Below are 14,557 nucleotides of genomic sequence, written 5' to 3' on the forward strand. Positions count from 1 at the left end.
AATAAATTTAATCCTTGCCCACCATTTCCAAAATCGGAAGGTAGCAAAGAAGAATGAAATTAGTGCCAAAAACGATGCTTCGGCTGTATTAACGTCAAGATTTTTATGTGTTAATTGCTAAATATGCTGCCATATTTGCATGACACTGACTTGAAACGCTCATATAAATTCAGTGGAATGTATTATACAGAGCTTGCAATAAATTGCAAGACCAATATAAAAAATTAATGAGAGGTTGACTCTTTTAAAGATATTAAACGCTTGAACTTAGTCGAGTACAATATCATATTGCTCTTGCGTATAGAGATTTTCAACTTCAAAGGTAATCACGCGTCCTAGTAAATACTCAAGATCTGCCACAGTGTCTGCCTCTGATGACAATAATAAATCAATAACAGACGCATGCGCTACCACCGTGAACTTCTTCGGAGAATTATACGTACGAGCACAGCGCATAATCTCTCGAAATATTTCAAAACAAACCGTTTCTGCTGTTTTGATAAATCCTTTACCATCGCAAGTTTTACAAGGCTCACACAGCTGTTGTTCTAACGATTCGCGGGTTCTCTTGCGAGTCATCTCAACCAACCCCAACTCGCTTACCTGAGTGATTTTAGTTTTGGCATAATCTTGTGACAGCTGGTGTTGCAAATTTTCTAACACATCGTCTTTATGTTCTTGCTCAAGCATATCAATGAAATCAAGAATGATAATCCCGCCTAAATTGCGTAATCGTAGCTGTCTTGCAATCGCATGTGTTGCTTCTAGATTAGTCTTATAGACGGTATCCTCAAGTGAGCGCCCACCCACAAACGAGCCTGTATTGACATCGATGGTTGTCATTGCTTCTGTCTGATCAATAATCAAGTAGCCACCTGATTTTAAATCGACTCTTCTTTTGAGGGCATCTCTTAAATCCTCCTCAACGCGGTGGACATCAAATAAAGGCTGCTCACCCGAATATGGAATAATACGCGGATAAATAAAGGGTACAAACTCCTTAGCAAACTGTCGCACTTCATTGTACATCCCTTCATGATCAACTATGACCTTTTCAGTATCGGGATGCACCAGATCGCGGATCGAGCGAAGCGGTAATGATAACTCTTGATAAATGAGTACTGCAGGCTGACTGCTGATCGCTGAGGCATCTTTACGCGCTTGGATGGTGCGCCATAGCTGGACCAGATAATAAATATCTTCTTCAAGTTTGGCAACTGGCACGCGCTCAGCTGCTGTCCTTGCGATAAGGCCACCCGTTAAGTTGACCGTCTGCATCAGTGACGCAAGCTCCGTTTTTAAACGGTGGCGCTCCTCTTCATTATCAATACGTTGTGAAATACCTATGTGCTCGCTTGAGGGCAGATAGACTAAGTAGCGAGACGGCAGAGATATATTTGTGGTTAACCGTGCCCCTTTTGTTCCTAACTGATCCTTAGTCACTTGCACTAAGATTTTTTGACCTTCTTGCAGACGATACTGAATCAGCTCATGTCTAGGGGGCTCAATAACCTTACGCTCTTTAACTGGTGCAGACTTGACATCTGCTTTAGTAATGGCATTTCCAACGATATCTGGGGAATCGTCGTCTCTTGTTGCGTCCCTAGTTGCGCCGCTTGTTACCTCGCTAGTTGCTTCGTCATATAAGCTATTATCTAATAAGTCATTTTGCAGATTATCCAATTCATCTGCCATTGCTGACTGCTTTTCACTAAGACCATTGCTTTCAGGCTGTATTTTGCTAGTGATAGTGGCAGCATTGTTATCATCAAGACTTAAAGAAGAATCCTGATCTGCATAATGTAATGCTGCTGATGCCTCTGTGGTTGAGGTAATATTTGGGGATGTGGCGGAAGGTGATGATTCAGTATTTGAAGCCTTATCGGCACACTCACCATCTTCAATATCGGTATTGTTTTCGGCAATATGCTCATAGCGATCGACTGGCATACTTGCCAAGATACTAGGTTCATGCTTCGTCTTGTGCCGTGCTACAGATGGAGATGCCGTCTTCTGAGGAGAAGCACGTGCAACACGCCGCATATCATTAACGTGTAAAAAAGCGGTACGTGATTGTCCAATTTCAACGAATGCCGCCTGCATTCCAGGTAAGACACGAACCACTGTACCCAGATAAATATTTCCTACCAGTCCAAGCTTATTATGCCGTTCAATATAAACCTCGCTGACCACGCCGTTGTCTAAGACTGCGACCCGAGATTCCATTGGACTGACATTGATGAGTAGCTCTTCTGACATAGCAGACCTTTTATTTTTTATTGAGATGATTGTATTTTGATGTTAAGCGTAACGAGGATACTTATTACCAATTATTTTAGATGCTAATATTTTAGATGCTAACGGTTGACTATAAGGTGTAATGCGGGCTGTTTCACAACCTATATCATGATCATGGTTTGTTCTAATCGTTTGTTCTAATCTTTAAAGTTTGACAGTGTACCATTGAGCTTGGCAAATTGTTATATAGGGGTTGTGTATATCTGTGTGGAAACTAAGCTTAACCCTTCAATGCCTTATAATGAGTTTAAATTATTCTGTTGTTGAGTGATTTGCTCAATCGCTTGTAAGGTTTGGGCCAATGGCAACCCTACAACATTGGTATAACTCCCATTAATCCGCTCTACCCAACATGCTCCCTTGCTCTGGATAGCATACCCTCCCGCTTTGTCTACAGGCTCTCCTGTCTGCCAATAATTTTCCATAGCTTTTTCGTCTAAGGGTATAAACTTGACCTCAGTTTTCTCTAAAATAGTATCATGAAAGCTAACGTTACCCTGCTCATTAACAAATGTTAATTTTACAGCTGTCCACACCGCATGTTGTACGCCTGACATGCTACGCCACATAGCGAACGCATCTGTCTTATCCCTCGGCTTAATCAAAATAGACTTACCATCTGGCAACACGCCTATGGTATCAGCGGTGATAATTAATTTAGAGCTATGAGGATTGTTCACATCTGTCTTATTTATGTTTGATGGATTATTTTCTTTTGCCGTATCAAACAGTTGCTTGCAAGCCTGTTGCGCTTTAGCTTCTACCATTCTCACGATATAATCTTGGGGCAATTCATTGGGTCTAACAGTCTCATCCACATCTACTGAAAATGTGACAAACTTCAGACCTGATAAACCTAACAGTTGTTGTCTTCGTGGCGAGGTGGATGCCAAAATAATTTCAATCATAAAATTGCCATATCTAGAGTCTGTTGAACATTCAAATATTTTTTTCTTTTAGGTAAGCTCATTTAATCTAAAAATAGTAAGACGCCAAAATGTGATAGCGCCTCATAGAGTTACGAGTCACTAAACTAGGGCATATCCCCCATTCATAAAATGACATTTAAAAGGCTGCTTATTTTAAACACTACTGGATTTTAAATAACTGGCCTAAATAAAAAATAACTGGCCTAAATAAAGAGACGTAGATGTTGTGTTTATATAACTCTCGACGTCTATCTAATAAAGCGAATGAGTGCCAGAAATACTACAGGCCAAGCGGCAATACTGATTAGTAGGCTGAATATTGCAGGAGTGAAAAAAATATTTTGAGTCAAATATTGTACTGTCCAAAGGCTTAATTGAAATACTATTAAACCAGCCGAAGCTAGTATCCAAGCTAGCGACAGATTTAGTTGCCTAATATAGCGCACCATTAGTCGAATTGAGAAAGCCATTAAAGTAGCAGAAAACGCCTGTTGACCTAGACGGGTATCTAACAGTAAGTCTGCAATAATACCTATCGCAAATGCCGTGCCGACTCCCACATAGCGAGGCTTAAAAATCAGCCAAAATGCAAGCACCATAATAAGCGCCATTGGACGCAATATCGAAGATTGTAAACTAAGGGGATAAATATTAACAACAGAGGCAATGACAAAACTTACGATAACGATCAGTACAGTCTGTATAGGACTTAAACGAGTTTTCATTATGATACCGGTAGCGCTTATTAATGAACCGCCATCAGCTAATATCAGCTATTAATAACGCTCATTATAAAGTGGCAGGCAGTTCGGTAATAGACTGTCACAAAACAATCGCCACTAATAAGGTGTATACATTAAAGTGTTGTGTAAGTTATGGTTCAGTAGATCGATTAACTGGTACATAAGGCATATCAGTTAACTCTAAAGATCCTGTAAAACTATCATTTGTAAAATTAGGTGCATTTTCACTATCTTGCATAATCAACACATAGGAGCTGTTAACAAAATCAGCAGCAGGCTTCACTTCTATATTCATAAAGTTGTCGTTCTGTTGCGGATTGATATACTCAATACGCCCTACTCTATAACCTGCAGGAAAACGTCCTCCTAAGCCTGATGAAATTAGCTCATCTCCCACTCGAATATCAGACGTCTTAAATATATAGTCCAATTTTAGTGAACTTGGGGAACCTGTACCAGTGACAATCGCCCTTTGGCCCGTGCGCCTTACGGTAACTGAAACAGACTGCAACTCATCAGTAATGAGCAGTAAGCGGCTAGTATCTGGATAAACATTAATGATTTGACCCAAAATACCATTTTCATCGATAGCAGTTTGACCTACTTCAACACCATCTTTACTGCCTTTATTAATAACAACTATCTGTTTAAGAGGGTTGGTATCGGTACCAATAACTTGAGCAAGATTTAACTCATACTGATCAGGCTTGGTTGTAGACAAAATACCTTGTAAACGTGCGTTCTGAGCTAAAATATAGTCTTGCTGTTGTAGTTTGGCTTGAGCATGAAGCAATTGTGCATGCAATTGGATATTTTCACGACGCAATGCCTCTTTACTCTTCAAGGTCCCATCAGCCCAATGATTGACAAAGCTAGGTAATACAGACATTTGATAAAGAGGCTGCATTGCGGCATGACTAGCTCCCCGTAAAGGTGTAAACCAATCAGGGCTTTTGCTGTCAAGCAACATTAAAATCATAGCAACTAATAGTACCGCTGCTGTTTTACGAAGCGAGAGACTTTGATGAGCAAATATGCTTGCCATATTAAATATACTAACTTATCGACTATACAAAAATCATATTAAGACTTTTATTATTAATAAAAGCCAAGGCTGCACCACCACCACGACTCACACAGGTTAATGGATCTTCAGCCACTGTAACTGGCAAACCCGTTTCTTTAGAGATTAGTTTGTCGATATTACGTAGTAAGGCACCACCACCCGTTAACACTATGCCTCTCTCAGCAATATCAGAGGACAGCTCAGGCGGCGTTTGTTCTAAGGCAGTCTTAACAGCACTGACAATACCTGTCAATGAGTCACTGAGTGCCTTTTGTACTTCTTCTGAGGTGACAGTCAGAGTTTTTGGTACCCCTTCTGCCATACTACGGCCACGTACTTCAACTTCAAGTTTAGCATCTTCATCTATGGCAGAGCCAACACTGTGCTTAATACGCTCAGCGGTAGTTTCACCAATCACACAGCCATGATTACGACGTACATGAGTGATGATCGCTTCATCAAATATATCACCGCCAATGCGAATAGAATCCGCATAAACACAGCCTGACAAAGATATAACGGCAATCTCAGTGGTACCACCGCCGATATCCACTACCATTGAGCCACTGGCTTCATGGACAGGCAAATCCGCCCCTATAGCAGCAGCCATTGGCTCTTCTAAAAGAAATACTTTGTTCGCACCAGCTGATGAAACAGCCTCTCGAATAGCCCGTCGCTCTACTAAAGTCGATTTGCAAGGCACACATACGACGACGTTTGGTTGAGCTAAAAAGCGTCTAGCTTTAACCTTATTGATGAAATGTTTTAGCATCTTTTGAGTGACTTCAAAATCTGCGATAACGCCATCTTTTAAAGGACGAATTGCGGTAATATTATCTGGGGTACGGCCCAACATTTGTTTTGCATCAATACCGACAGCGGCCACCGTTGGATTTTGAGTACGGTTACTACGTAGTGCAACAACCGTAGGCTCATCAAGAACCACTCCTTTTCCAGGTGTAAAAATCAAAGTGTTGGCAGTACCAAGATCAATGGCGATGTTGTTAGATAGAAATCCAAACGGGTTCATGTATCGTGTTCCAGCGTATTGCGAGTTAAAGAGAGCCGCTGATCAAAATAAATGATAAGCATTGTAATAAACGGCTCTCATAAGTGAGTTAATAATATAAAGTTACTAAAATATATTCTGAAGTATCGCCTAGCATAAACAAGCGCACACTCTAACCGAAGTTAAGTATGACGACAAGCTAAACTCAAAAAGTCTAATGTATAAATTAATCTATAAATACAGTGGCACAAATTATAGCGTTTAATTCATGATAAATCATGCCATTCTCTTAATTTTCACACTATTATTGTAAACTAATTGGTTTCTAACCATGTTAAAAGATTTTACAGCGTCTATCTAGGTTTTATATACGCTTCATAACTTAGCGATTGTTTCAGTAACATAGTACCTCTATGTGACCATTAATTTGCAAGTGATATAATAGATTAAACCATCATTACCTTGAGAATTAACTGGCAAATTGATGTACTATTGATTGCTCAGTTTGTTTGACTACAATAGTTGTCGGCAAACTAAAGAGCAACAGTGTTACCCCCATCAATCTTCCTAGAGTAAGCTATTAAATAAGCAAGCCCTGAAAATAAGCTTCAGTTACTTTATAATAGCGTCACATATTTTTAGACATTATGCGTGTTAAAGCTCTAAAAAAAAAGTTATATTTTAACATAACTTAAAAGCTTATATAATTTAACATCTTTATACCTTCTATTAAAACCTATTAAAACGTTTAACTTAAGCCAAACCTTTAAAACTTTACGTTTAACTTAAGCCAAATCTTTAAAACTTTAATTTTAAAGCTCAATACCATTGTTTACAATACAAATGGTTTACGATAAAAATGCTAAGAAGGATATTTAATTCATGAGTACCGATAAATCAGACACTAACCAAAGCTCGATAAGCGATATTCGAGAAGATCAAATTTGCACAGCAGATATCCTACAAGTCGCCAAACTGTCCCGTCTCGCTATAGATGAGGACACTGCGCAACACTTTGCAGATGATATTGATAAGATCTTAAAGATGATGCAAACCATCGCACAGGTCGATACTGATAATTTAACACCCCTCTCCAACGTGCATGAAGCTGCTCAGGAGTTGCGAGCTGATATACCTAATGCGGATATTGATCGTGAGCTTAATCAATCTATTGCGCCTGCCGTTGAGCAGGGACTGTATCTGGTACCTCAAGTTATTGACTAGGCCCTGTCTTTATTGACCTGTCTACATTAATAGCAACTCAATAAATAATAACTTAATAAATAGTAAATAAGCGACAGTAACGTGCACGTTATCAAACTATCTATTTTCAATATTTGCCAATATCAATATTTGTAATATCAATAAAATTCATTTTAAATCGACTAAATGGACGCCTTTATGTCTGACCTACATCATTTATCTATTGCCCAGCTTGCCGATGGCTTACAAAGTCAACAATTTAGTAGTATTGAGCTCACGGAACATTTTTTAAATCGTATTGAAAAGCTTGATTCTAAAATTAATAGTTTTATTACCGTGGATGCTGAAGGCGCTCAACATGCGGCTAAAGCAGCCGATGAAAAACGTGCCGCAAATACAGAAGCGGCTAAGAATTCACCCTTGCTCGGTATCCCTATGGCGCACAAAGATTTATTCTGTACCAAAGGTTTGTTGACTACCAGTGGCTCAAAGATGCTTCATAACTTCGTGTCGCCTTATGATGCGACCATCGTTGCTAATATCCGTGAAGCAGGGGCAGTGTGTCTAGGTAAATTAAACATGGATGAGTTCGCCATGGGCTCAGATAATGAAAGCTCCTATTATGGTGCTGTCCATAACCCATGGAATACTGATCGTGTGCCAGGTGGCTCCTCAGGGGGCTCAGCGGCAGCCGTCGCAGCAGGGTTTGTGCCTTTTGCGACGGGTAGTGATACGGGTGGCTCTATTCGTCAACCTGCCTCATTCTGTGGCTTAACGGGTATCAAGCCAACTTATGGACGTGTGTCTCGCTTTGGGATGATTGCGTATGCGTCGAGTTTAGATCAGGCTGGCACTTTTGGGCGTAGTGCTGAGGACTGTGCTTATCTATTGCATCCGATGGCAGGTCATGACCCTCGTGACGCCACCTCAATTAATCGCCCTGTACCAAACTATATCAGCGATATGAAATCAGCTGTAGAGCAAGCCGATGCTGACAAGCCTTTTGCTGGATTACGCATTGGTGTGGCTAAGGAATACTTCGGTGACGGATTGGATGCTGAGGTTGAATCTAAAGTTCGAGCAGCACTGAAACAATATGAAGACTTAGGGGCGACTATCGTAGAAGTACATATTACAGACCCCAAAATTACCCTAGCAACCTACTATATGTTAGCGCCTGCTGAAGCCTCGTCCAACTTATCACGCTTTGATGGGGTACGCTTTGGCTATCGCTGCGAGAATCCAAAAGACTTAGCAGACTTATATACTCGCTCTCGCTCTGAAGGCTTTGGTGATGAGGTTCAGCGCCGTATTTTAATGGGTACTTATGCCCTATCCGCTGGTTATTTTGACGCTTACTATACCAAAGCGCAAAAAGTGCGCCGTGTAATATTGGACGACTTCGACAAAGCATTTGCCAGTTGTGATTTCATTGCCAGTCCGACAGCACCGACTGCCGCTTATAAGCTGGGTGAAGCTCTTGACCCTGTCGCGATGTATTTAGGTGACGTCTATACTATTGGTGTCAACTTAGCCGGTCTGCCTGCTATTAGTATGCCTGCCGGATTCACTGAATCTGGTTTACCCGTTGGACTACAATTGATCGGTAATCATTGGGATGATAGTAAATTATTATCTACGGCTCATTTGTTCCAACAATATACTGATTATCATACGAAGTTGTCGCCTGTTGCGCAGTCTGGGGCTTAGAGAGTAGCGTGGGTAATAACCCACGACTTGTTCTGTTAATACGTGGGTTTCACACTGCGTTGTACCTACGCTACGCAACTCACATACCCTTGTATAATCTTAAGAGTATGTAGGTAGGTGTCGAGGGACGAGACCCAACATATAGTCGTAGGCAAACTAAAGAGCGACAGCGTTAACCTCGCTAAGCCTACTAGAGCAGTACTTGCGCTCGGTTGCCTTGTATCTCATTTAGTTGCCTATGACTATAGTGATGGGATGGGTTAAGAACCGCAAATGTGAATTTCAAGTGCGGTTTAGCCCTGACAGTAGCGGTATACTGCCAGTTTGGGCGGGTTGCGGGGTCTAGGTTTTGAGAGGGTGTCGAGGCAACAGCAACCACTCAAACCGTGTCCCCGCCCCGCCTAGACTGGGAGATATAGCGGATGGCAGGATTGGCTCCAAATAATAATTTTTATTAATAAGACTTATGCAAATGTCACGATTTCAATCATAAATAGCGACTGGGGATTATTTATTGCGCCTCTGGAACTACTGTACAGCAAGCGCAATTAAAGGATTACCAATCGCTACCAATCTAAATTTGCGTCAGTCTAAATATATATTTTACAGTAACATTTTAAATTTAATACATTGAGTGATGGGAAAAGGTATGAACGAATTTCGAGAGATAGAAACGCGTAAAGAGTTGTTGGTCGATGGCTATGAAGTGGTCATCGGTATTGAGATTCATTGCCAGTTGAATACGGACAGTAAAATCTTTTCCAGCTCGCCAACGAAGTTTGGTAATGAGCCAAATACGCAAGCGAATATTGTTGATTTGGGCTTGCCTGGTGTGTTGCCAGTATTGAATGAAGGGCTTATTGAACGTGCATTGAAATTCGGTATTGGGGTGAATGCGGAGCTTGGATTACTCAATACGTTTGACCGTAAAAATTACTTTTACCCTGATCTGCCAAAAGGCTATCAAATCACGCAAATGGCAAACCCAATCGTGGGTAAAGGCTACATTGATGTGATCGTTAATGAGGGCGAAAAAGACGAATATAAAAAACGTATCGGCATCACCCGTGGGCATTTGGAAGAAGATGCGGGCAAGTCAGTGCATGATGCGGTTGCGGGCATGACCGGTGTGGATTTGAATCGTGCTGGGACGCCACTTATTGAGATTGTGTCTGAGCCTGATATGCGCTCGTCAAAAGAAGCGGTGGCTTATATTAAAGCGATTCATCAACTGGTCACGTGGCTGGATATCTCCGATGCGATTATGGCAGAAGGCTCGTTCCGCTGTGACTGTAATGTGTCTGTACGCAAGCCGGGGGAAGAATTTGGTACTCGTACTGAGCTGAAAAACTTAAACTCGTTCCGTAATATTGAAAATGCAATAAATCGTGAGATTGATCGTCAGATTGATATTCTTGAAGACGGTGGTTCAATCATTCAAGCGACGATGTTGTACGATCCAGAAATGGACGAAACCCGTATTATGCGGACTAAGGAAGATGCGGATGATTATCGCTATTTCCCTGATCCTGATTTGTTGCCTGTGCGTATTGAGCAAGCAACCGTCGATGCAATACGTGCAAAAATGCCTGAATTGCCTGTGGTGCGTCGTGAGCGCTTTGAGAAAGCGCTTGGTTTATCAGAATATGATGCCCGTGTGTTAACCGATAGCCGAGAGCTTGCAGATTATTTTGAAACGGTGCTTGAGTCTGTCGGTACTCAGCATGCCAAACTAACCGCTAACTGGATGATGGGCGATCTGTTAGGGGCGTTGAATAAAGATGATAAGACTATTATTGACTCCCCTATTAGTGAGGGTCAGTTAGCGGGATTGTTGAAGCGTCTAAACGACAATACTTTGTCTGGTAAACTGGCTAAGCAGGTGTTTACTGCCATGTATGAAGGCGAAGGTGGTGACGGTGATGATGCGGCGGATAAAATTATTGAAGCCAAAGGTTTGAAGCAAGAGACCGATACTGGCGCAATAAAGGCAATGGTTGAGGAAGTGATTGCCAATAATCAGGCGATGGTCGATGAGTATAGAGGTGGTAAGGAGAAGGCCTTTAATGGTCTGGTCGGTCAGGTGATGAAAGCCAGCCGTGGTAAGGCGAATCCTAAACAGGTCAATGAGATTTTGAAAGAGCTTTTGGGGTAGTTAACAAGTTAAATATTTAATGAGCTTTTATGGAAATATGAAAGCTCATTATTTTTTATAGGGCTTTACTATGAACTCTGAACTAATTAACGTTATCTTGACTAACGTACTTGTCACTAGTGTGGTTTCAACTCTTGTTTCTTATTTTGTATCAGTAAAGCTCAAAGACTTAGATTTTAAAAACGAATATTATAAGCAAATTGTAGAACGTAGATTAAATGCGTATCAAAATCTTGAAATAATAATATCTGACTTAAAAGGAGTAATTTTAGATACAGAACATCCAAACTCTTTACCATATCATATATTTATGAGCGAAGGTGAGGACGGCTATTACAGATTTCTTCATAACTTTATGCATAGCTTTTCAGATAATCTATGGCTTGATGATTCAACAAATGAAATATTAGAAAACTTGAATCAAATAACATTTGTTATAGGTAGTGAGATTAAAGAGGCTGATGAAGAACATATAAAAGAAATTGGAAAAAAGTATTATAAGCTTCTCTCAGATGTAAGGTTTAACCTTGAAAACTCTTTAAAAGAGGGGTTGTATAATTTGCATAATGTAAAAAAAGCACTGAAAGTTAAAAAAGAGAGAAAAGTAAGGGTTCTACATTCTAAGATTGATGTTTAACTAATGACCTATAAATTAGTGCAAAAAATATCCTTGCAAAAAAAATAATAGTAAGTAAAATAGTCAATCCATCGGGGCGTAGCGCAGTCTGGTAGCGCACTACACTGGGGGTGTAGTGGTCGCAGGTTCAAATCCTGCCGTTCCGACCAAATATTGCACGTTATAAAAGATTGCACGTTATAGGAAGGGCAGACCGTCATTGACCGTCTGCCCTTTTTTTGCCTGCCTTTTAGCTAACCGAACCTCTTAACAGTTACCTTGTTATCCGATTTAATCCGTGGTAATCCGCTTAAATGGTGGATGTCGAGCAATACCAATATTGATAAGTGAGACTAGGTCTTTGGTTAATGCGCTAAACTATCAATTTTCACATCAAACATATAGCCTGCTCCATAGACTGAATGAATAAACTGGATATCTGGCCAGACACCCGCTAGCTTAGAACGAATCTTTTTTATATGACTGTCAATCGTACGATCATTGACAATATGGAAATCATCGTACATTTTGTCCATAAGCTGATCACGGCTGTAGACCCTCTTTGGGTTATCTATCATCGGTTTTAATAATGAAACCTCGACCTTTGACAAGGTGATGCTTTTGTCCTGATATTTAAATTCTAGTAAATCATCTTCTAAGGTTGGGGCGTCAAAATGAACACTTGCTTGTGAATAGTGTTGTTGTCGACGTATCAAGGCATTGACCCTAGCCACCACTTCTTTTGGGCTATAAGGCTTACGCAAATAATCATCAGCACCTATCTCTAATCCAGTAATTAGATCATTTTCAGCAACTCTTGCTGTGGTAATTAATATTGGCATATTATAATTTTGCGAACGGGCTTGTTTGCAAATATCATTGCCATCTACTGAGGGCAAGCTTAAATCTAAAATAATCAAATCAGGTTGATAGCTATCTATCGCGTCTTCTGCCTCACCGCCATCATGCACCAGTCGACAATCATACTCACTGGCTCGCAGATAGTCTTGCAACACTGTGGCAAGCTTCACCTCATCTTCTACGATTAACACCTTCTTTTTTGACATATGGTTTACTCGAATTTTTTTAGATTATTTAACTATGGGCAAAATGATAACAACCTTTAATCCGCCCAAACTAGAGTGTTTAAAGTCAACACGACCACCGGCACCGATTACAATATCATTGACAATTGACAGTCCCAAACCGCTACCGGCAAACTGCCGATTACGGCTTTTTTCTACTCGAAACAACGGCTCTGATAACCTAGGTAAGAGCTCTGTTGGCACGCTAGGCGCGCTATCCTCCCAAGTCAGTATCAGCCTATTATGCTCTACGACTGTCTCTATTTTTATGCTGCCTTTTTGCGGCGGCGTACTATCTGTATAACGTAAAGAATTTTGCAATAAATTTTGCCAAATCTTAGTCAACGCTAATTCTGACAACGACACATCTACCTCTTTATTGTGCCACTTAGTAGAAAAACTCAAACCCGCATTGGTGATTGATTGTTCACTACGTTTAGTGAGCTGCATTAGTAATGGTTTAGGATTTAAACGTTGAGAATGTTCATTACTCATTCGACCTTGCACATTATTGGTATTTGGCTCATCAGTACTTAATAACGAGTTTGTAACGTCACTATCTAAGTCATTTTGAGCTAAATCTTTTAGAGGATTTCTGATATCACTCATTGCTGCGTGATGAAAGTCATCAAGCATCGTCGTTAAGCTATTAATCTCCTGCTGTAACGACTCAAGCGATTCGTTATCAGGTTGCTTAATACCATCTAGCATGGACTCAACCTCTGCTTTTAGTACGGCAACAGGTGTGCGTAAATCATGCGATATACTGCCCATCCACAGCCTTTTTTGTTCATCAAAAGTTGCCAGCTTATGCGCCATTTGGTTAAATGATTGGCTAAGCTGCCCAAGCTCATCGTGACTAACAACAGGAATGCGGGTTTGGAAGTCTCTATTTTTAAGTGCTTGAGTGGCTTGATTTAAATTTTTAATTGGCTGGGTAAAAGTGTTTGCTAAATACCTTGCCAACAAGAAACTAAACCCAATGCCAAGCGCCAATATAATCCATAAGGTACGTTTAAAAGACGCCAAATAAGCTTGCTGCTGTAGGCTACTAAATTCACTATTTTTTGGTAAAGCAAACGTGGCAATAACTTCACCAGAGCTGTCTGTTACGGGGCTAAGAAAATGAGTGTCACTATTGCCGATACTACGACCGAAGATTAAATTGTTCTCATTATCTACCAGCGATACGGGTAACATCGGCAGTTCTTTAGGGCGACGTTGTGGTGCTTGCTCTGGGAAGGGTAGCGGAGGTAAAAGGTGCGGTTGATTAACCAAATTATTCGGCTCACCTCTAACCTCTAAACGTTCTGGGGTACGGTTTTCGCCCCTATCTAGGGGTGGTCTACCTAAGCGTGGCGGTAAAGATCTGTTTGGTTCATTGATAAAATCTTGTCTTGTAAAATGGGCAAAAGCTTCCTTTATTTCCGTTATATATAGATCAGGCTGACTGATAAACTCTTGCCATTTAACAGGGTCGGTTGCATAATTTTGCTGCACGTGTTCAGCTAACGTATCCAAACTTTGACGTTTTTCAGCATTAAGATAGGTTGTGAAATCAGATTGAACTCGGTAATTGACTAATGCTGTAGTAGTCAACAGTAAAAACATGGCAAAGCATATAAAGTATAATTGCAATCGCCTCTGGATAGATAATGACGCAGAAAAGTCAGTAAGTTTTTTTATTGTGTTGACCATCTTAATACCAAGTTAGGTTTCATTATCTTATTATAAAGTTTGCTG

11 protein-coding genes and 1 tRNA gene are annotated in these 14,557 nt (G+C 40.6%); 5 read left to right on the forward strand and 7 right to left on the reverse strand.

Going from position 1 to position 14,557, the window contains the following annotated elements:
- Positions 1-267 precede the first annotated feature (267 nt).
- The 5 genes from AC21OG_RS02550 to AC21OG_RS02570 form a co-directional block, all read right to left on the reverse strand.
- Entirely contained in the window at positions 268-2,259 is a 1,992-nt protein-coding gene (locus AC21OG_RS02550; protein WP_487377300.1) for an Rne/Rng family ribonuclease, read from the reverse strand.
- A gap of 275 nt (positions 2,260-2,534) precedes the next feature.
- Complete coding sequence (locus AC21OG_RS02555; RefSeq protein WP_487377299.1) at positions 2,535-3,206, reverse strand: Maf family protein; 672 nt, start codon at positions 3,204-3,206, stop codon at positions 2,535-2,537.
- Between the two features lie 269 nt (positions 3,207-3,475).
- The gene (gene mreD / locus AC21OG_RS02560) at positions 3,476-3,952 is read right to left on the reverse strand and encodes a rod shape-determining protein MreD (RefSeq protein ID WP_486546007.1); all 477 of its coding nucleotides are present in this window, start codon (positions 3,950-3,952) and stop codon (positions 3,476-3,478) included.
- Positions 3,953-4,100: 148 nt separating this feature from the next.
- Positions 4,101-5,015, reverse strand: a complete 915-nt coding sequence (gene mreC / locus AC21OG_RS02565) for a rod shape-determining protein MreC (protein ID WP_487377297.1) — start codon at positions 5,013-5,015, stop codon at positions 4,101-4,103.
- Positions 5,016-5,037: 22 nt separating this feature from the next.
- Positions 5,038-6,066 carry a rod shape-determining protein gene (locus tag AC21OG_RS02570; protein ID WP_486546009.1) on the reverse strand — a complete coding sequence of 343 codons (1,029 nt, stop codon included), beginning with the start codon at positions 6,064-6,066 and terminating at the stop codon, positions 5,038-5,040.
- An 861-nt stretch (positions 6,067-6,927) separates the two neighbouring features.
- Between AC21OG_RS02570 and gatC the strand changes: the two genes are divergently transcribed.
- From gatC to AC21OG_RS02595, 5 genes are all read left to right on the forward strand, one after another.
- Positions 6,928-7,269 carry an Asp-tRNA(Asn)/Glu-tRNA(Gln) amidotransferase subunit GatC gene (gene gatC, locus AC21OG_RS02575; protein WP_486546011.1) on the forward strand — a complete coding sequence of 114 codons (342 nt, stop codon included), beginning with the start codon at positions 6,928-6,930 and terminating at the stop codon, positions 7,267-7,269.
- A gap of 177 nt (positions 7,270-7,446) precedes the next feature.
- Complete coding sequence (gatA, locus tag AC21OG_RS02580) at positions 7,447-8,958, forward strand: Asp-tRNA(Asn)/Glu-tRNA(Gln) amidotransferase subunit GatA (protein WP_487377295.1); 1,512 nt, start codon at positions 7,447-7,449, stop codon at positions 8,956-8,958.
- A gap of 649 nt (positions 8,959-9,607) precedes the next feature.
- On the forward strand, positions 9,608-11,113 hold the full coding sequence (gene gatB / locus AC21OG_RS02585; RefSeq protein WP_487377294.1) for an Asp-tRNA(Asn)/Glu-tRNA(Gln) amidotransferase subunit GatB: 1,506 nt from the start codon (positions 9,608-9,610) through the stop codon (positions 11,111-11,113).
- 70 nt (positions 11,114-11,183) lie between these two features.
- Entirely contained in the window at positions 11,184-11,750 is a 567-nt protein-coding gene (locus AC21OG_RS02590; RefSeq protein ID WP_487377293.1) for a hypothetical protein, read from the forward strand.
- Positions 11,751-11,822: 72 nt separating this feature from the next.
- Positions 11,823-11,899, forward strand: a tRNA-Pro gene (locus AC21OG_RS02595).
- 195 nt (positions 11,900-12,094) lie between these two features.
- On the opposite strand, the gene AC21OG_RS02600 is transcribed toward AC21OG_RS02595, so the two are convergent.
- Positions 12,095-12,796 carry a response regulator gene (locus AC21OG_RS02600; protein ID WP_487377291.1) on the reverse strand — a complete coding sequence of 234 codons (702 nt, stop codon included), beginning with the start codon at positions 12,794-12,796 and terminating at the stop codon, positions 12,095-12,097.
- A gap of 24 nt (positions 12,797-12,820) precedes the next feature.
- Positions 12,821-14,425, reverse strand: coding sequence for an ATP-binding protein (locus tag AC21OG_RS02605; protein ID WP_491185055.1), 1,605 nt, complete (start codon positions 14,423-14,425; stop codon positions 12,821-12,823).
- Positions 14,426-14,557: the final 132 nt, after the last annotated feature.

Source organism: Psychrobacter sp. CX5, from assembly GCF_057621535.2.